19 protein-coding genes are annotated in these 16,910 nt (G+C 33.5%); 15 read left to right on the top strand and 4 right to left on the bottom strand.

All coding sequences use genetic code 11. The features are described 5' to 3' along the window. The first annotated feature begins 40 nt into the window (after positions 1 to 40). The 14 genes from VCM48_RS03405 to cysM all read left to right on the top strand — a co-directional run bounded on the left by VCM48_RS03405 (position 41) and on the right by cysM (position 11,981). Positions 41 to 1,207: an O-succinylhomoserine sulfhydrylase gene (locus VCM48_RS03405; protein WP_482271621.1), complete on the top strand. Its 1,167-nt coding sequence runs from the start codon at positions 41 to 43 to the stop codon at positions 1,205 to 1,207. 23 nt (positions 1,208 to 1,230) lie between these two features. Next, complete coding sequence (locus tag VCM48_RS03400) at positions 1,231 to 1,638, top strand: RrF2 family transcriptional regulator (protein ID WP_028891802.1); 408 nt, start codon at positions 1,231 to 1,233, stop codon at positions 1,636 to 1,638. 117 nt (positions 1,639 to 1,755) lie between these two features. Then, positions 1,756 to 2,010 (top strand): DUF2061 domain-containing protein, encoded by a 255-nt coding sequence (locus VCM48_RS03395; RefSeq protein WP_028891803.1) that lies wholly within the window; start codon positions 1,756 to 1,758, stop codon positions 2,008 to 2,010. Positions 2,011 to 2,021: 11 nt separating this feature from the next. Further along, positions 2,022 to 2,630: a phosphoadenosine phosphosulfate reductase domain-containing protein gene (locus tag VCM48_RS03390; protein WP_482272205.1), complete on the top strand. Its 609-nt coding sequence runs from the start codon at positions 2,022 to 2,024 to the stop codon at positions 2,628 to 2,630. Positions 2,631 to 2,641: 11 nt separating this feature from the next. Next, a complete protein-coding gene (gene cysD, locus VCM48_RS03385) occupies positions 2,642 to 3,547 on the top strand; it encodes a sulfate adenylyltransferase subunit CysD (RefSeq protein ID WP_028891805.1) in 906 nt (301 codons plus the stop codon). 123 nt (positions 3,548 to 3,670) lie between these two features. Beyond that, positions 3,671 to 4,918 carry a sulfate adenylyltransferase subunit 1 gene (locus tag VCM48_RS03380; RefSeq protein ID WP_482271620.1) on the top strand — a complete coding sequence of 416 codons (1,248 nt, stop codon included), beginning with the start codon at positions 3,671 to 3,673 and terminating at the stop codon, positions 4,916 to 4,918. A 13-nt stretch (positions 4,919 to 4,931) separates the two neighbouring features. Next, positions 4,932 to 5,279: a 4Fe-4S dicluster domain-containing protein gene (locus tag VCM48_RS03375; protein WP_099214174.1), complete on the top strand. Its 348-nt coding sequence runs from the start codon at positions 4,932 to 4,934 to the stop codon at positions 5,277 to 5,279. 37 nt (positions 5,280 to 5,316) lie between these two features. Further along, on the top strand, positions 5,317 to 7,419 hold the full coding sequence (locus tag VCM48_RS03370) for a HEPN domain-containing protein (protein ID WP_482271619.1): 2,103 nt from the start codon (positions 5,317 to 5,319) through the stop codon (positions 7,417 to 7,419). Positions 7,420 to 7,433: 14 nt separating this feature from the next. Further along, entirely contained in the window at positions 7,434 to 8,201 is a 768-nt protein-coding gene (cobA, locus tag VCM48_RS03365; protein ID WP_482271618.1) for a uroporphyrinogen-III C-methyltransferase, read from the top strand. Next, positions 8,201 to 8,776, top strand: a complete 576-nt coding sequence (locus VCM48_RS03360; RefSeq protein WP_440121809.1) for a precorrin-2 dehydrogenase/sirohydrochlorin ferrochelatase family protein — start codon at positions 8,201 to 8,203, stop codon at positions 8,774 to 8,776. The genes cobA and VCM48_RS03360 overlap by 1 nt, the downstream gene beginning before the upstream one ends. 7 nt (positions 8,777 to 8,783) lie before the next feature. Next, complete coding sequence (locus VCM48_RS03355) at positions 8,784 to 9,839, top strand: NAD(P)/FAD-dependent oxidoreductase (protein WP_124589042.1); 1,056 nt, start codon at positions 8,784 to 8,786, stop codon at positions 9,837 to 9,839. 135 nt (positions 9,840 to 9,974) lie between these two features. After that, positions 9,975 to 10,310: a 2Fe-2S iron-sulfur cluster-binding family protein gene (locus tag VCM48_RS03350; protein WP_482271617.1), complete on the top strand. Its 336-nt coding sequence runs from the start codon at positions 9,975 to 9,977 to the stop codon at positions 10,308 to 10,310. 23 nt (positions 10,311 to 10,333) lie between these two features. Then, positions 10,334 to 11,077 (top strand): serine O-acetyltransferase EpsC, encoded by a 744-nt coding sequence (gene epsC / locus VCM48_RS03345; RefSeq protein WP_482271616.1) that lies wholly within the window; start codon positions 10,334 to 10,336, stop codon positions 11,075 to 11,077. Between the two features lie 19 nt (positions 11,078 to 11,096). Beyond that, the gene (cysM, locus tag VCM48_RS03340) at positions 11,097 to 11,981 is read left to right on the top strand and encodes a cysteine synthase CysM (protein ID WP_482271615.1); all 885 of its coding nucleotides are present in this window, start codon (positions 11,097 to 11,099) and stop codon (positions 11,979 to 11,981) included. 160 nt (positions 11,982 to 12,141) lie between these two features. Here the strand turns inward: cysM and VCM48_RS03335 are convergent, their stop codons facing one another. The 3 genes from VCM48_RS03335 to VCM48_RS03325 all read right to left on the bottom strand — a co-directional run bounded on the left by VCM48_RS03335 (position 12,142) and on the right by VCM48_RS03325 (position 14,862). Continuing rightward, positions 12,142 to 12,606 (bottom strand): hypothetical protein, encoded by a 465-nt coding sequence (locus VCM48_RS03335; protein ID WP_482271614.1) that lies wholly within the window; start codon positions 12,604 to 12,606, stop codon positions 12,142 to 12,144. 398 nt (positions 12,607 to 13,004) lie between these two features. Next, complete coding sequence (locus tag VCM48_RS03330; RefSeq protein ID WP_482271613.1) at positions 13,005 to 13,991, bottom strand: hypothetical protein; 987 nt, start codon at positions 13,989 to 13,991, stop codon at positions 13,005 to 13,007. A gap of 238 nt (positions 13,992 to 14,229) precedes the next feature. After that, complete coding sequence (locus tag VCM48_RS03325) at positions 14,230 to 14,862, bottom strand: NAD(P)H-dependent oxidoreductase (protein ID WP_482271612.1); 633 nt, start codon at positions 14,860 to 14,862, stop codon at positions 14,230 to 14,232. A 936-nt stretch (positions 14,863 to 15,798) separates the two neighbouring features. Between VCM48_RS03325 and VCM48_RS03320 the strand changes: the two genes are divergently transcribed. Continuing rightward, positions 15,799 to 16,302: an ecotin family protein gene (locus VCM48_RS03320; RefSeq protein WP_482271611.1), complete on the top strand. Its 504-nt coding sequence runs from the start codon at positions 15,799 to 15,801 to the stop codon at positions 16,300 to 16,302. An 87-nt stretch (positions 16,303 to 16,389) separates the two neighbouring features. Here VCM48_RS03320 and VCM48_RS03315 read toward each other — a convergent pair whose 3' ends face one another. Further along, complete coding sequence (locus VCM48_RS03315; protein ID WP_482271610.1) at positions 16,390 to 16,854, bottom strand: cupin domain-containing protein; 465 nt, start codon at positions 16,852 to 16,854, stop codon at positions 16,390 to 16,392. Positions 16,855 to 16,910 lie beyond the last annotated feature (56 nt).

The raw sequence follows: 16,910 nt of genomic DNA, 5'->3' as shown, positions 1-16,910 counted from the left end.
TTTATCTGACAACGAAGCGGTCAAACACCTAAAAAACAACATGAGCAAAAATTTTGAAACACAAGCTATACGAACGCAAACAGAACGTTCACAATTTTCAGAACACTCTACACCTTTATACTTAACTTCAAGTTTTGTATTTGATGATGCTGAAGATATGAGAGCGTCGTTTGCTGAAGAAAAGCAACGAAACCTATATAGTCGATTTTCAAACCCGAATACCACAGAATTCGTCGATAAAATAGTGGCTATGGAAGGTGCCGAAGCAGGATATGCATTTGCAACAGGTATGGCAGCCGTGTTTTCAACTTTTGGAGCTCTGTTAAATGCAGGAGATCATATAGTATCGTGCCGCTCTGTTTTTGGTTCAACACATAGTTTGTTTACTAAATATTTACCGAAGTGGAATATAGAAACAAGTTATTTTAAAATTACCGAGGTAGATATTATTGAAAGTTTAATTCAACCGAACACCAAAATTTTATATGCTGAGACACCTACCAATCCAGCAGTAGATGTTTTAGATTTGGAATTGTTAGGAAGTATTGCCAAAAAGCACAATTTATTATTAGTGATAGACAATTGCTTCGCAACGCCGTATTTACAAAATCCCATAAAGTTCGGAGCCGATTTGGTGATTCACTCAGCTACAAAACTCATAGATGGTCAAGGTCGTGTTTTAGGAGGCGTAACCGTAGGAAAAGAGGACTTAGTTAGAGAAATCTATTTATTTTCAAGAAATACAGGTCCAGCAATGTCTCCATTCAATGCTTGGGTATTGTCTAAGAGTTTAGAAACGTTGTCGATTAGAGTAGAGAAACATTGTGAAAACGCCTTGAAAGTAGCGCAGTTTTTAGAAAAACATCCAAAGGTGAAATTGGTGAAGTATCCATTTTTAAAATCGCATCCACAGTATGAAATAGCTAAAAAACAAATGCGACTAGGAGGAAATATTGTTGCTTTTGAAATCCAAGGAGGTATAGAAGCAGGACGTAAATTTTTGAATAGTATTAAACTATGCTCATTATCAGCAAATTTAGGAGACACAAGAACCATTGTAACACATCCAGCATCTACAACACACAGTAAGTTAAGTGAAGAAGATCGGTTAGAGGTAGGAATTACTGACGGTTTAGTACGATGTTCGGTGGGATTAGAAAACGTAGAGGATGTAATTTATGATTTAAATCAGGCATTAAATAATTAAGAAGTAAAGCATATATTTGTAATATGCTTTCTAAGAAAACAAAATACGGAATTAAAGCGCTTACTTTTATTGCTAGGCAAGAAAAGGGCACTATGGTACAAATAGCTACCATTTCAGAAAAGGAAAATATTTCGCACAAGTTTTTAGAAAGCATATTACTTACCTTACGAAAATCAGGAATTTTAGGAGCTAAAAAAGGAAAAGGTGGAGGCTATTATTTGTTAAAGCCAGCTAGCGAAATTAGAATGACTGATGTTATAAGAACACTAGAAGGACCTATTGCTATGGTACCATGTGTTAGTTTGAATTATTATGAAAAATGTGATGACTGTCCAGATGAAGAAGCTTGCTCAGTACACAAACTTATGATTCAAGTAAGAGATAATACGCTACAAGTACTTCGTAATAACACACTAGCAGATTTAGTGTAGTATTAACAAATTGTAAAATTCAAATATTTTTTTGATTTCTCCTTGGAGAATTAAAAAGCATCTGTATATTTGTCGACTTAAAACCTAGTATTCCGATAGGGTAATGGTATTTTAAAAATGATTGTAGAACAAGTAGTAGAAAATAAAGCAAATTATAAAGAAGATAAGCTTTCTGAAAAACCAATAAGAAGCATTATAAAATCAATAAGTTGGAGAGTTGTTGGTACCATAGATACAATATTAATATCATGGGTAATTACAGGACAAGTAAAGACAGCTTTTTCAATTGGAGCTGTAGAGTTAGTAACAAAAATGCTATTGTATTTTTTTCACGAAAGAGTTTGGAACAGTATTAAATGGGGCAAAAAATGAGTATAGAAACAATGAATTTAGAAGCAGTAAACGCAGAGTTAAAAAACAAATCTCCAAAAGAGATTATTGTTTGGGCATTACTACAAGCAAATAAAGCCGTAGTAACTACAAACTTTCGTCCCTATGAAGGAGCTATTTTACACGCAGTAGCATCAGTAAAAAACAGTATAGATGTTATTTGGTGTGATACAGGATATAATACTCCACAAACTTATAAACATGCCGAAGAGTTAATTGAAAAACTACAGTTAAACATTCAGTTGTATGTACCTAAACAAACAGTAGCACACAGAAACATCACTTTAGGTTTACCAACAGTAGATGATCCAAAACATACTGTTTTTACTGAACAAGTAAAATTAGAACCTTTTAAAAGAGCAATGAATGAACACAAACCAGATGTTTGGTTTACGAATTTAAGAAAAGGACAAACTGCTTTTAGAGATAGTATTGATATTGTTTCAAGAAGTAAAGACGGAGTATTAAAAGTAAGTCCATTTTATCATTGGTCAGATGAGGAGTTAGATACTTATTTAGAAGAAAACCAGTTACCAAACGAGTTTAAGTACTTCGATCCCACAAAAGTAGAAAGTAACAGAGAATGTGGTTTACATATTTAAAGAACATGATTATGAATACAGAAACTATACAAGTAGGAGCTTTAGAAAGCGAAGCCATATACATATTAAGAGAAGTAGTCGCGCAATTTGAAAAACCGGTGTTATTGTTTTCGGGGGGCAAAGATAGCATAACACTGGTGCGACTTGCTCAAAAAGCATTTTATCCAGCAAAGATTCCATTCCCTTTATTACATATTGATACAGGGCATAATTTTCCTGAAACGATTGAATTTAGAGACCGTTTGGTAAAAGAATTAGGAGTTGAGTTAATAGTACGTCAAGTACAAGACAATATTGATGCTGGTAAAGTAAAAGAAGAAACAGGAAAATACGCAAGCCGAAACATGTTACAAACCGAAACGTTATTAGATGCCATAGAAGAATTTGGTTTCGACGCATGTATCGGTGGAGCGCGTAGAGATGAAGAGAAGGCAAGAGCTAAAGAGCGAATTTTCTCAGTACGAGATGATTTTGGGCAATGGGATGAAAAAAATCAACGTCCAGAATTGTTCGATATGTTAAATGGAAGAATCGATCTAGGTCAAAATGTACGTGTTTTCCCAATTTCTAACTGGACAGAATTAGATGTATGGTCGTATATACAACAAGAACAAATTGAAATTCCATCCATTTATTTTGCGCATAAAAGAGCCACTTTTATTAGAGATGGACTCATTTGGTCTGCAAATGATGAGGTGGTGTATAGAGAAGAAGAAGAAGAAGTACGTGAACGTATGGTACGATTTAGAACCGTAGGAGACATGAGCTGTACGGCAGCGGTTTTATCAGATGCAATAGATATAGATACGGTCGTAGATGAAATTAGAGAATCAACCATTTCAGAAAGAGGAGCAAGGATTGATGATAAACGATCTGAAGCAGCGATGGAGAAACGTAAACAACAAGGATATTTTTAAAAAAAAGATGTTAGCTATTAGTCTTTGGCTGTTAGCATTATAAAACTTAATAATATAAACTAAGCAAAAGTAGCTAAGAGCTAAAAACCAAAAGCTAATAGCCTATTGCCAACAACATAAAAAATGAACGTAGTAAAAATAGCAACAGCAGGAAGTGTAGATGACGGAAAGAGCACACTAATAGGGCGAATTTTATACGATACAAAATCATTAACCCAAGATAAATTAGAAGCAATAGAAGAAAAAAGTAAGCAACGTGGATTTGATTACTTAGATTTTTCTTTAGCAACAGATGGTTTGGTAGCAGAACGCGAACAAGGAATTACCATTGATGTAGCTCATATTTATTTTTCAACTCCTAAAACGAGTTTTATCATAGCTGATACTCCTGGGCATATAGAATATACTAGAAACATGGTTACAGGAGCTTCAAACTCTCAAGCTTCTATCATTTTAGTAGATGCTAGAAATGGGGTAGTAGAGCAAACCTATCGTCATTTCTTTATCAATAATTTATTAAGAGTAAAAGATGTAATAGTAGCTGTAAACAAAATGGATTTGGTAGACTTTTCAGAAGAAAAATTCAATCAGATTAAAGGAGAGATAGAATATCTAGCTAAGAAGAGCGACTATCAAAATCAAAATATCACATTCATACCTCTTTCAGCTTTAAAAGGAGATAATGTTGTGAAGTCTTCAGAAAACACCCCTTGGTATAAAGGAGAAACTTTATTGAATCACCTTGAAAACTTGGGGTCTGAAGATACGCAAGAAGTATCAAAAGCACGTTTTCCAGTACAAACTGTTATTCGCCCAAAAACAGATGAATATCATGACTTTAGAGGGTATGCAGGAAAACTGTACGGAGGAGATTTAGTGGTAGGAGATAGCGTAACGGTATTACCATCAGCAACAAAATCTACCATAAAAAGTATTCAGTTTTTTGATAAAGAGTATGTAAGAGCAAAAAGAGGAAGCTCTGTAAACATCATCTTAGAAGACGATGTGAATGTAAGTAGAGGAGATATGTTGGTAAAAACAGGAGAAGAACCTTCTGTGGTAAAACAGTTAGAAGCTACCATTTGTTGGATGGATAAAGCACCATTACAAGCTTCACAGAAATATTACATAAAGCATGGAGTAAACGATGTACAAGCAAAAATAACAGAATTAACATCTTTAATTCGTACCGATTTTTCTGGAAAAGAAGAAACACCATCTCAATTATCACTAAACGAAATAGGAGAGGTGAGTTTAAAAGTTAGCAAGCCATTGTTTGTTGATTCATATGAGGAAAACAAAGCAAACGGAGCGTTTATAATCATCAATCCAAAAACCAATACTACATCAGGAGTTGGTTTTATCAAGTAAATAATAAAAAGTTATGGCAATAATCATTACAGATGAGTGCATTAACTGCGGAGCTTGCGAACCTGAATGCCCAAATACAGCCATTTATGAAGGAGCAAGTGACTGGAAGTATAACGAAGGAACCTCACTACAAGGAAATGTAACCTTATTAGATGGAACTTCGGTAAATGCAGACGAGGATAATGAACCAGTATCAGACGAATACTACTTTATAGTACCCGATAAATGTACTGAATGTAAAGGTTTTCATGAAGAACCGCAATGTGCAGCAGTATGTCCGGTAGATTGTTGTGTACCAGATGATGCACACGTAGAAACCGAAGAACAATTGTTAGCAAAACAAGAGTTTTTACATAACTAATATCAACGCTTTTATAAGCAAACAACTAGTAAAACAGATGCAAAGTTTTAGATCAGAAATAGAAAACCCTTTAGTAGAAAAAGATATCCTAGAGTTAGAGCGTAAAATACGTTTGTTTAACGAAGGAAAAATAGATGAAGAACGTTTTAGAAGTTTACGTTTAGCCAGAGGAATTTACGGTCAACGCCAATTTGGAGTACAAATGATTCGTATTAAGTTACCGTATGGTAAAGTTACAAGTGAACAATTACACAGAATTGCAGATGTTTCTGATGAATATTCAAGAGGACGTTTACATATTACCACACGTCAAGATATTCAAATTCACCATGTAAGTTTAGACAGAACTCCTGAGTTATGGGCGCAGTTAGAGAAAGACGATATTACGTTGCGTGAAGCTTGTGGTAATGCGGTACGAAATGTTACGGCTTCAGAAACTGCGGGAATCGATCCGAAAGAGCCATTTGATGTAACACCATACGCACATGCTACTTTCCAATTCTTCTTACGTAATCCCATCTGTCAAGAAATGGGAAGGAAGTTCAAAATGTCTTTTTCTGCAACAGAAGAAGATACCGCATTGAGTTTTATTCATGATTTAGGATTTATTGCTAAAACAAAAATAGTAGAAGGTAAAGAAGTAAAAGGATTCAAGGTATTATTAGCAGGAGGATTGGGTTCACAACCACGCCATGCAGATGTAATTTATGAATTTTTAGAAGCAGATTTATTGATACCAACTATCGAAGGTGTTTTACGTGTGTTCGATCGTTATGGAGAACGTGCTAAAAGAGCCAAAGCCCGTTTAAAATTCTTGGTAAAAGATTTAGGAGTAGAAGCTTTTTTAGAATTGGTAGCAACAGAAAGAGCTGCTTTAGCGTATAAAACGTACCCTATAGATACTACCGATTTTGAGCAAAATCCTGTTTTTGAAACGATCGAAGTTCCATCTGTAGTTATAGAAGATAAAGAAGCGTATCAAAGTTGGAAATCAACGAATGTTTTTAAGCAAAAACAAGATGGATTATATGCGATAGGTATTAAAGTACATTTAGGAGATTTTTATACCGATAAAGCGCGTTTGTTAGCTGATTTAATCAAGAAACATGGAGCAAATGAGTTACGCTTTACCCTACGTCAAAACATTTTGATTCGTCACGTAAGAGAAGAGTTTTTACCATTTTTCTATACAGAATTACAAAAGTTAGGTTTTGCAGACGCAGGATATAACAGTTTGAATGACATTACTGCATGTCCTGGAACTGATACTTGTAATTTAGGAATTGCCAGCAGTACAGGAATTGCAGCTGAGTTAGAACGTGTGTTAAAAGCAGAATATCCGCAGTATGTAAATAATAAAGACATTACCATTAAAATTAGTGGATGTATGAATGCTTGTGGACAACACAACATGGCACATATTGGTTTTCAAGGAATGTCTATAAAAGTAGGAAAGTTGTTAGCACCAGCCTTACAAGTATTAGTTGGAGGAGGAGTTTTAGGACAAGGAAATGGACGTTTTGCTGATAAGTTGATAAAAATACCAAGTAAAAGAGGACCAGAATCTTTACGAATCTTATTAAACGACTTCGAAAGCCATAAACAAGCAGATGAAGACTTCTTAAACTATTACGATAGACAAGGAAAAACATATTTCTATGAGCTATTAAAAGAATTATCAGATACCACCAATTTAACAGAAGACGACTTTGTTGATTGGGGACACGATAAAAATTATGTAAAAGCCATTGGAGTAGGGGAATGTGCTGGAGTGGTAATCGACCTAGTAGCAACCTTACTGTTTGAAAGTGAAGAAAAGTTAGAAAATGCAACGCATGCATTAAACAGTAAACAATGGTCAGATAGTATTTACCACGCTTATGCGGCTATGGTTAACACTGCCAAAGCCTTGTTAACAGCAGAAGGAGCAAAAACGAATACACAAGCAGGAATCATTACCAATTTTGATGAACTGTTTGTAGTAACAAATAAAATAGAATTATCAAGTTCATTTGCAGAGTTGATTTATCAAATCAATAAAAATGAACCTACGGAAGCTTTTGCAAAAAAGTATTTAGAAGAAGCATCATCATTTTACAAAACAATTGATGCCTACAGAAAAGTAGCCGTAGAAAGTTAAAAAAGGAGAGTCCAATGAAAAATCAACCGAAATTAACCGTAGTAGGTGCAGGACCAGGAGATACTGATTTAATCACCTTAAAAGCCATCAAAGCATTAGAACAAGCTGATGTGGTGTTGTATGATGCGTTGGTAAACAACGAACTGTTAGGATATGTAAATCCGAATGCAGAATTAATTTTTGTAGGAAAACGAAGAGGATGTTACCGTTATCAACAAGAACAAATTAATGAGTTAATTGTCGCAAGAGGATTTTCACACGGACATGTGGTACGTTTAAAAGGAGGTGACCCTTTCATTTTTGGTAGAGGAGCAGAAGAAATGGAGTATGCAGCGAAAAACGGATTGGAAGTAGCTGTAGTTCCAGGAATTTCATCATCCTTAGCAGTACCAGCTTATCAGAACATTCCCTTAACAAAAAGAGGGAGTTCAGAAAGTTTTTGGGTAATTACAGGAACTACCAAACAGCACCAATTATCAAACGATGTTGCCTTGGCAGCAAAATCAAGTGCAACGGTTGTTATTTTAATGGGAATGGGTAAACTTTCAGAAATCATTCAGCTTTTTAAAGCGGAAGGAAAGAACGAATTACCAGTTGCTATTATTCAAAATGGAACAACTCCTGAAGAAAAAATAGGAATCGGTACTGTAGATACTATAGAAGAAGTAGTTACTAAAAATAACTTGAGTAATCCTGCTATTATTCTGTTAGGAGATGTGGTAAATCACAGACAGCAATTACTACAAGTACAACAAGAAATAGCTTTAAAAGAGGTGGTATAATGGAAGAAAGAAATAATCTATATCCTATCTTTTTAAAAACAGCAACCTTGAAAGTCCTTATAGTTGGAGGAGGTTTTGTTGCAGAAGAAAAGCTACGATTTTTATTAAAATCGAGTCCAGATGCTGAGGTAACCATGGTAGCTCCTTTTTTTAGAGAAGAAACCATTGCTATGGCTCAAAAAGGTAAAGTTACTAGAATAACAGATAGTTATAATGATACCTATTTACAAGGAAAACATTTGGTAATTGCGACTACCGATGTTCCAGAGGTAAATATACAAGTATATAAAGACTGTAGAAGTCAGAATATCTTGGTGAATGTGGCAGACAATCCACCATATTGTGATTTTTATATGGGCGGAATTGTAACCAAAGGGAACGTAAAAGTAGCTATTTCAACCAATGGAAAGTCGCCAACAACCGCTAAAAGATTGCGTCAGTTTTTTGAAGAAGTAATTCCAGAAGACATCAATCAATTAGTACAAAACCTAAATAGTTATAGAAAAACTATCAAAGGAAACTTTGAACATAAAGTAGAAACATTAAATAAACTGACAGAGAGTTTAGTGAAATAGAGTAGAAATGATACAAACAGATATATTAATTATTGGAGCAGGTCCTACAGGGCTATTCACCGTTTTTGAAGCAGGATTGTTAAAATTACGTTGTCATTTAATTGATGCCTTACCACAACCAGGTGGGCAATGTTCAGAAATTTATCCAAAGAAACCTATTTACGATATTCCAGCATATCCAGAAATTTTAGCAGGAGATTTAACAAAGAACTTGATGGAACAAATCAAGCAGTTTGAACCTGGATTTACTTTAGGGGAACGTGCTGACACCATCGAAAAGCAAGACGACGGAACGTTTATCGTAACCACCAATAAAGGAACCAAACATCAAGCACCTGTAGTAGCTATAGCAGGAGGACTAGGAAGTTTTGAACCACGTAAACCACCAATTCCAAATATTGCTGATTTTGAAGACAAAGGAGTAGAGTACATGATTAAAGAACCGGAACTGTATCGTGATAAAGATGTAGTAATTGCTGGGGGTGGAGATTCTGCTTTAGATTGGTCTATTTTCTTAACAGATGTAGCAAAATCGGTAACTTTAATTCACCGAAGAAATGAATTTAGAGGAGCGTTAGACTCTGTAGAAAAAGTTCAAGAGTTAAAGAATTTAGGAAAGATAAACTTAATTACACCAGCTGAGGTAAAAGCAGTATTAGGAGAAAATCATGTAACAGGTGTTGTGGTAGAAGAAAAAGGGAAAGAACCTTACATGATAGATACTGATCATTTTATTCCATTATTTGGATTAGCGCCAAAGTTAGGTCCTATTGCCAACTGGGGATTAGAAATTGAGAAGAATGCTATTAAAGTAAACAATGCGTTAGATTACCAAACGAATGTAGAAGGTATCTATGCAATTGGAGATGTAAATACTTATCCAGGTAAACTAAAATTGATTTTGTGTGGATTCCACGAAGCAACACTAATGTGTCAAAGTGCATATAAACGAATCCATCCAGATAAAAAATATGTGATGAAGTATACTACTGTTGGTGGTGTAGACGGTTTCGACGGAACAAGAAAAGAAGCACCAAAAGCGGTAGTAAAAGCAATTCAATAATTGGGGATTAGGATGAAAGTAGTTAGGAACTGAGCGGATAAGTTTGTTGTAATTACAAGTTTTAAGTAAAAACTCCTTCACCAACAAAACTAAAATAGCCACCTAACTACTGATTCCTTTAAGAAATTGTTACAAATGGATAATCAAGACATCAATATAAAAATAATAGACCGTGAAGGTGTAATGCATGAGGTAGTTGCTCCGACAGATATGGCAATGAACTTAATGGAAGTAGTTCGATCATACGAATTAGCTCCTGAAGGAACTATTGGAATCTGTGGAGGAATGGCCATGTGTGCCTCTTGTCAATGTTATGTGAAATCGAATCATGAATTGCCAGAAATGAACGATGATGAAGACGCGATGCTAGCAGAAGCATTTCATGTAGAAGAAAATAGCCGATTAGGATGCCAGATTCAAATGACATCTGAATTAGAAGGACTTGAAGTTGAGCTAGCTCCTGAAAGTTAGTTATTTTTGTAAAAAATTAGTAAATGCAATTCAAACAATACGATTTATCATTAAAAGATGATGTAGAAAACTTTACAAAACAATTATTTTACGCATTGTTTAATGATGTATGTCAAGAAAAAGCAAACCATTTAAAAGAGAAGTTTATAAAAATTTTGAATGGGTTGGCTATTAAAAATGCTCCAGAAGCATGGGCTGTATACCAACAAACATTTTGTGGAATACGAGAAAAGTTAGATTTAGATGCCAAGGCATTTGAAAAAACTGATCCTGCCTGTAAAAGCTTAGGAGAAGTGTATTTAGCCTATCCGGGTTTTCATGCGATTGCTGTGTATCGATTGAGTCATGAATTGTATAAAATGGAAATTCCAATTTTACCAAGAATGATGAGTGAATATGCGCATGGATTAACAGGAACAGACATCCATCCAGGAGCAGCAATTGGCGATTCGTTTTTTATAGATCATGCAACAGGAATTGTTATTGGAGAAACCACCATTATTAAAGAAAACGTAAAAATATACCAAGGAGTTACCTTAGGAGGGATTCAAGTAAAAAAAGAATTAGCATCCACAAAAAGGCATCCAACGATTGAAAATAATGTAACCATTTATGCCAACGCAACTATCTTAGGGGGTGATGTAGTAATAGGAAGAGATAGCGTAATAGGCGCAAATGTTTGCGTAACCACCTCTGTACCCGAAGGATCTATTGTAACCTATGAGTCAGAAAATAAAATAACCACTAGAAAATCCTATGTTAAATGATGTAGGTACCTAATTAACCATGAAAACTAAAACAATTATAGATAGTATAGGGAATACGCCACTAATAGAAGTTTCAAATATTCTTCAAAAAGAAGGCGTAAAACTATTATTAAAACTAGAGGGAAATAACCCTGGCGGAAGCGTAAAAGATAGAGCGGCGTTTAATATGATTGCTGAAGCTATTAAAAGGAAAAATATTCGTCAAGGAGATTATTTAGTAGAAGCAACTAGTGGAAACACAGGAATTGCGTTAGCACTCATGGCAAAAGTTTTAGGAGTAAATATGGTATTGGTAATGCCAGAAAATTCTACCGAAGAACGTGTAAAAACGATGCGTGCTTACGGAGCTGAGGTTATTTTAACGGATGCAGAAAAAGGTATTGAAGGTTCTAGAGATGTAGCCTTAGAACTACGCTATAAAAAAGGCTATTTTATGCTAAATCAGTTTGAAAACACTGATAACTGGAAAGCACATTATAAAACTACAGGTCCAGAAATATGGAACGATACAGAAGGAGAAGTAACTCATTTTGTATCGGCGATGGGAACTACAGGAACTATAATGGGAGTGTCTACTTATTTAAAAGAACAAAACCCTGAGGTACAAATTGTAGGAGCACAACCTAAAGATGGAGCTAGAATACCAGGAATTCGTAAGTGGTCGCCAGAATACCAACCAAAATTCTTTAATAAAAATAAGGTAGATCAAGTGGTAGAGTTAGATGAAAATGATGCCAAAAACATGACCAGAAAGTTAGCCCAAGAAGAAGGAATTTTTGCAGGAATGAGTAGTGGAGGAGCAGTACATGCAGCGCTTGAAATAGCCAAAACTATTGATAAAGGGGTAATTGTAGCGGTAATTTGTGATAGAGGCGATCGTTATTTATCTTCGGATTTGTTTTAATAAATAGTTTATTTCATATAAAGAATATTCCCGCATAGGCGGGAATATTCAGTTAATTATAATCTTATTAGAAAACCTTTTTTATTCGGTATATATTCTTTTTTAAAACAAATACAAACCTTTTTGGTTAGCTATATTTCATAAACGGTGCTGTAGCCCGTTATTTCCATTTTCCTTTTCCCTTTCCTTTGCTTTTTCCTTTTCCTTTGTTTTTTCGTTTAGACTTATTCTTCTTGGAATTAGCATTATTCTTTAATTGGTGGAACTCCGCAGAACCAGGTTTTATTCCTGCTTGCTTTGCTATGTAACCCCAACCTTTATTTTTATCTCTTCTATAAATGGTAATTATATCATCTATCGGTCTTCTTGATAATTTAGATATCTCCAGAGCCAAATAGATTTCTCCTGCCTTCATTCCTAAACTTACTCTCATGTATTTAATTTTCCTTTCTGAAACATTATAAGAAATGCTCAAACGATTCTTAAAAGTCCCAAAGTCTAGATTAGCATTGGTGTTAATAATATTCAAATCAGAATCTAATTGAAAATTTCCTGTATTAAAAGAAACTTGAGCAGAGGCTGAATAAATAAAAAATGATAGGAGGATAATAAATAAGTTTTTCATGTTTTGGGGTTTAATTAAACAAATCACTTGTGACAAAAAAAACATACCACTGTTTACATCTAGAACAACTGTAATACACCTTATTATAAAAGAACAAAAACTTCTTTTATCCGTGTGTTTAGATATAACAAATGGAATATTTTCGTAATACGTTGGCGAATGTAAAACAAAATAAAAAACCGTACAAAAATGTACAGTTATACTATTAATAAATACGTAATTGTAGCTGTGATTTTTGACAGAGGAGGCCGCTATTTATCTACAGATTTGTTTCAGTAGATTGTCTTTACTTATTTTATAAAATAGAAACTCCCGCTTTGGCGGGAATTTTTAAATTTATACTTTATAAAAAAGTAGACAAGAACAAGAAATTACTTTTAGTCATTGTTATGTGTAATTTACTTATAATTTTCAATTTTATTAATAATATTAATAATTTTTAAGATTTCTTCTTGAGCTTCATTACCGAATTTATTTTTATAACTGTTAATAAATTTAAATTGCTTGAAAAAATCTTTTAAAGAATCAATATTGTTAAAATTAGAGGCTACTAAAAAATCATCAAAATTGTGTTTTATTATGAATTCTAGATCTCTATTTAGTAGGATTTTACTTAAAGATTTATCTGTAGGAGGAATTTCATTTAATATAGTATACATTAAACCGTAGTTTTCTTTTAACAAAAATCTAAGTTTTTTATAAAGAGAAAATATTTCAGGTTTCATTTTAACTATACCTTTTGCTGAATTTAAATAAATAGTTTTGTGTGCTAAGTCTATTTTAAGATTCCTTTCATAAGGGTGACTAACTATTGTATATATTATTTCAGAATTGTAGTTTAAAGATATGCTAAAGGGCAATTTTTCAATTTTATAGGGTATTTGTCTAATAATTGAAGAAGATACAGTGTCTTTATCTACTGTCATAACAATTTCTTCATTAAGACTATTATTTAAATAACTTAATAACATTTCTTTATTGTTAAAAATAACATCAATATTACGACGTAATAACTGATTAAAGGATGTTTCGAGTTTCTTTATCTTATCCTTTTTTAAGTAATTATTATTTTTAGAGATTAACATTTCTCCTTTAGATAATATAAGTTTATCTAAGTCCTTTTGTGTCAAAAGGAAGGGAAATTTAAAAATAAGTTCATTTTTAGATTCATTTACAAGTGATGAAAAATCATATTCTCGTTGATATTTATCATTTAATTCACAGAAAAATTTAACTCTTTGAATAATCTTTTCTTTGAATTCAATATTTGTTTTATCAAAGTTTAGTTTCAATACCATACCGCCATTGTTTTCAAAATTTAATTTTTCATTTTGAGAACATGAGTTGATCGAAATAAAAAGGGCTAATAAATATATATACTTCATTCTAGTTTTTAAATTATGAATTTAGATTTATTATTTAAGTTGTTGAACTATAGTAAAAGTTGTGGTTGATTCAATTTGGGATAAAAGAATAAAAACTTCTTTTATCCGTGTATTTAAATGTGATAAGCGTAGTTTTTAGCAATTTTAATCTTTTTTAGTAAGCGTTAGCGAATATAAAACAAAATAAAAAACCGTACAAAAAATGCACGGTTATACTATTGTATTTCAAGAGTTGTAATTACTTATATTCTATAAAAAGACTCTCTATAGGTTTTCTCACTTTGTGAGTGTTTTGTGAACTATCTTCGTCAGAACGATAACCAACAGGAGCAACTACAGCAGCATTTAACCCAAACTTATCCAAGTCTAATATTTTGTTATAAGCTTCGGTGTCAAAACCCTCCATAGGACAAGCATCTATTTTAAGCTCAGAGCAAGCATTAAGCAAATTGCCCAAAGCAATGTAAACTTGGTTAGAAGTCCATTTGTTTTTTTCAACCAAAGTTCTGCTCGTAACGTCAGATTTAATAAAATCAGCATACCCTTTAAAATTAGAAATGTCTACCTGTTCTATTTCAGATTTTAAAGAGAAATAAGCGTCTATATGGTCATTGGTAACCTTTGTATAATTACAAAACACAAATAAATGAGAAGCATCTGTAATTTGACTCTGTCCGTAAGAAACAGCTTTTAACTGGTCTTTTATTGCACTGTCTTCTATAATCAAAACGGTATACAATTGCAGACCGTAAGAAGAAGGAGCTAATTGAATCGCTCTTTTTAAAAGTTCTATATGCTGTGCTGAAACTTTTTTAGAAACATCAAATTTTTTAGTGGCGTATCGCCACTCAAGGTTGTCTATTAAAGTCATACTATAATTGTTTAAGAATACGACAAAAATAGAAGAGGAGTAGCTACAAAGCCTTTACATATGTTGATTCAGCAATTTTTTACATTTTTTCTTTCCCAAAGGAGTTTGGATAGAAAATCCAAGTAAACGAAACTGTCAGCGAGCTTCGCTGAGCTTTCCTCAACGCAACGAAACCATCAGCGAGCTTCGCTGGTCTTTCCTCAAGGCAACGGAACCATCAGCGAGCTTCGCTGGTCTTTCCTCAAGGCAACGGAACCATCAGCGAGCTTCGCTGAGCTTTCCTCAAGGCAACGAAACCATCAGCGAGCTTCGCTGGTCTTTCCTCAAGGCAACGGAACCATCAGCGAGCTTCGCTGGTCTTTCCTCAAGTCAACGGAACCGTCAGCGAGCTTCGCTGGTCTTTCCTCAACACAACGGAACCATCAGCGTGACACGCTGAACCTTTCTAAGAACAAATAAACTAGGTTTTGAATGTAAACAAACAATTTTCTATTAAAAAGGTAAAAACAACATTCAAACTTTTAGTAAGAGGCTCTTTATTAAATATTTAGTAACTTTAATGTAAGTTACTAAAAATGATTACATGAGAACTCTCTATACCTTAATTGGAGTAGCATATCTTCTGTTCGTAGTGGTGACGTCGTACATGATTTTAGTCGAGCCACTCATAAACGCATGTAAAAAAAGTAAGAAAGAAAAATAATATGTTATTACAAGTGTTTTTTCTTTCATAGCAATTGGATCAAAAGGGTAACCATAGCAACAAATAAAACAAAAGAACTATTATCTAGGCATTTAGCAATGAGCAGAGAATGTGTTTGTACTCTAACACCATTTTCCATAGTTGTTAAAAGAATGGTAACAATGAATACAAAAGTCTTAGTTAGATTAGCTTTTGGCATGCATATTGAAAAGCTCTAGGAAAATTATTTTATTATGAGAACATTTTCAAGGCAAATCACCAAATTATTTTTAATAACATTCTTAACTATTACTTCTATGACAGTAGGGCAAACATCTTTAAAGAAAGTGGATGCATCAATATATCCTAAACCAGAGAAAGGATTTAAACAAATGGTTATAGAAGTTCCTCATTCAGCTAACGATAGTAACAAAAAAATAGAGTTTGTTATTGGAAAATGGATGGAAGTAGATACTTGTAATAAACACGGACTTGTAGGAAATCTAGAGAAAAAGGATCTTAAAGGATGGGGATATTCGTATTATGATTTTACTACCGATGGTGGAGTTATATCTACTAGAAAGGCTTGTTTTGAAAGTAGTACAGTCAGAAAATTTATTTCTAGTCAACCAACAACAGTAAGGTACAACGGGAAATTACCAATTGTAATTTATGTACCAGAAGGTTACGATGTTCAATTTAAGATATTTAAAGCAGAAGATGATGTATATCGTGCTAGTGAGGTAAAACAGAAATAAACTTAAAGCGCTGTGATTTATTACAGCTTTATATAAGAAAAGCAGCAAATACTATTTGCTGCTTTTCTTTTTTATAGAATTAATACACTACTTTTTTTCTTTAATAGGCACTGCATCAAAAGGATCTACCATAGCAACAAATAAAACACAAGGTCCATTATTTAAGCATTTAGCCCTATGTGGTTTCTTTGCAGGACCATAGGCATAAGAACCTGCTTTTAATACCGTGGCTTTTTCTCCTTCGTATTGTACTTCCAAATCTCCAGAAATTAAAATCATTCGTTCAGGAGAATTATGTGTATGATATATAACTTCTGTATTAGGTTCAATTCTAAAGAAAAAATCTAAATTAGGTTTAGCTATATCACCATGAAGTATTGTAAAAGAACAGTTAGGAAAGAAATCAGGAGCAGGAAGCCATTTCAAACTCTTATCATTAACAGTTGTAGCAATAGAAGTTTCAGTATTTGAAACACCGTTGCTTTGAGCATTTAATCCGATAGCTAAAAAAGCTAGGATAAGGGTTAACAGGTTTAGTTTGTTTGTTTTCATCTTGTTGATTTTTAAGTATTTAATATAGTTAAAATATTTAAAAAATCAAATACTAT

Source organism: Tenacibaculum sp. DPLXC6 (genome assembly GCF_056815515.1).
This window is presented reverse-complemented; position numbering and strand designations above follow the sequence as displayed.

Excerpts from the sequence above, each read along its gene's own strand:
- cysD (WP_028891805.1), top strand. The coding sequence starts at position 2,642 with ATGAATACAGAAACTATACAAGTAGGAGCTTTAGAAAGCGAAGCCATA.
- VCM48_RS03390 (WP_482272205.1), top strand. The coding sequence starts at position 2,022 with ATGAATTTAGAAGCAGTAAACGCAGAGTTAAAAAACAAATCTCCAAAA.
- epsC (WP_482271616.1), top strand. The coding sequence starts at position 10,334 with ATGCAATTCAAACAATACGATTTATCATTAAAAGATGATGTAGAAAAC.
- VCM48_RS03350 (WP_482271617.1), top strand. The coding sequence starts at position 9,975 with ATGGATAATCAAGACATCAATATAAAAATAATAGACCGTGAAGGTGTA.
- VCM48_RS03395 (WP_028891803.1), top strand. The coding sequence starts at position 1,756 with ATGATTGTAGAACAAGTAGTAGAAAATAAAGCAAATTATAAAGAAGAT.
- VCM48_RS03380 (WP_482271620.1), top strand. The coding sequence starts at position 3,671 with ATGAACGTAGTAAAAATAGCAACAGCAGGAAGTGTAGATGACGGAAAG.
- VCM48_RS03405 (WP_482271621.1), top strand. The coding sequence starts at position 41 with ATGAGCAAAAATTTTGAAACACAAGCTATACGAACGCAAACAGAACGT.
- cobA (WP_482271618.1), top strand. The coding sequence starts at position 7,434 with ATGAAAAATCAACCGAAATTAACCGTAGTAGGTGCAGGACCAGGAGAT.
- VCM48_RS03355 (WP_124589042.1), top strand. The coding sequence starts at position 8,784 with ATGATACAAACAGATATATTAATTATTGGAGCAGGTCCTACAGGGCTA.
- VCM48_RS03335 (WP_482271614.1), bottom strand. The coding sequence starts at position 12,606 with ATGAAAAACTTATTTATTATCCTCCTATCATTTTTTATTTATTCAGCC.
- VCM48_RS03370 (WP_482271619.1), top strand. The coding sequence starts at position 5,317 with ATGCAAAGTTTTAGATCAGAAATAGAAAACCCTTTAGTAGAAAAAGAT.
- VCM48_RS03400 (WP_028891802.1), top strand. The coding sequence starts at position 1,231 with ATGCTTTCTAAGAAAACAAAATACGGAATTAAAGCGCTTACTTTTATT.
- VCM48_RS03330 (WP_482271613.1), bottom strand. The coding sequence starts at position 13,991 with ATGAAGTATATATATTTATTAGCCCTTTTTATTTCGATCAACTCATGT.
- VCM48_RS03325 (WP_482271612.1), bottom strand. The coding sequence starts at position 14,862 with ATGACTTTAATAGACAACCTTGAGTGGCGATACGCCACTAAAAAATTT.
- cysM (WP_482271615.1), top strand. The coding sequence starts at position 11,097 with ATGAAAACTAAAACAATTATAGATAGTATAGGGAATACGCCACTAATA.
- VCM48_RS03375 (WP_099214174.1), top strand. The coding sequence starts at position 4,932 with ATGGCAATAATCATTACAGATGAGTGCATTAACTGCGGAGCTTGCGAA.
- VCM48_RS03360 (WP_440121809.1), top strand. The coding sequence starts at position 8,201 with ATGGAAGAAAGAAATAATCTATATCCTATCTTTTTAAAAACAGCAACC.
- VCM48_RS03315 (WP_482271610.1), bottom strand. The coding sequence starts at position 16,854 with ATGAAAACAAACAAACTAAACCTGTTAACCCTTATCCTAGCTTTTTTA.
- VCM48_RS03320 (WP_482271611.1), top strand. The coding sequence starts at position 15,799 with ATGAGAACATTTTCAAGGCAAATCACCAAATTATTTTTAATAACATTC.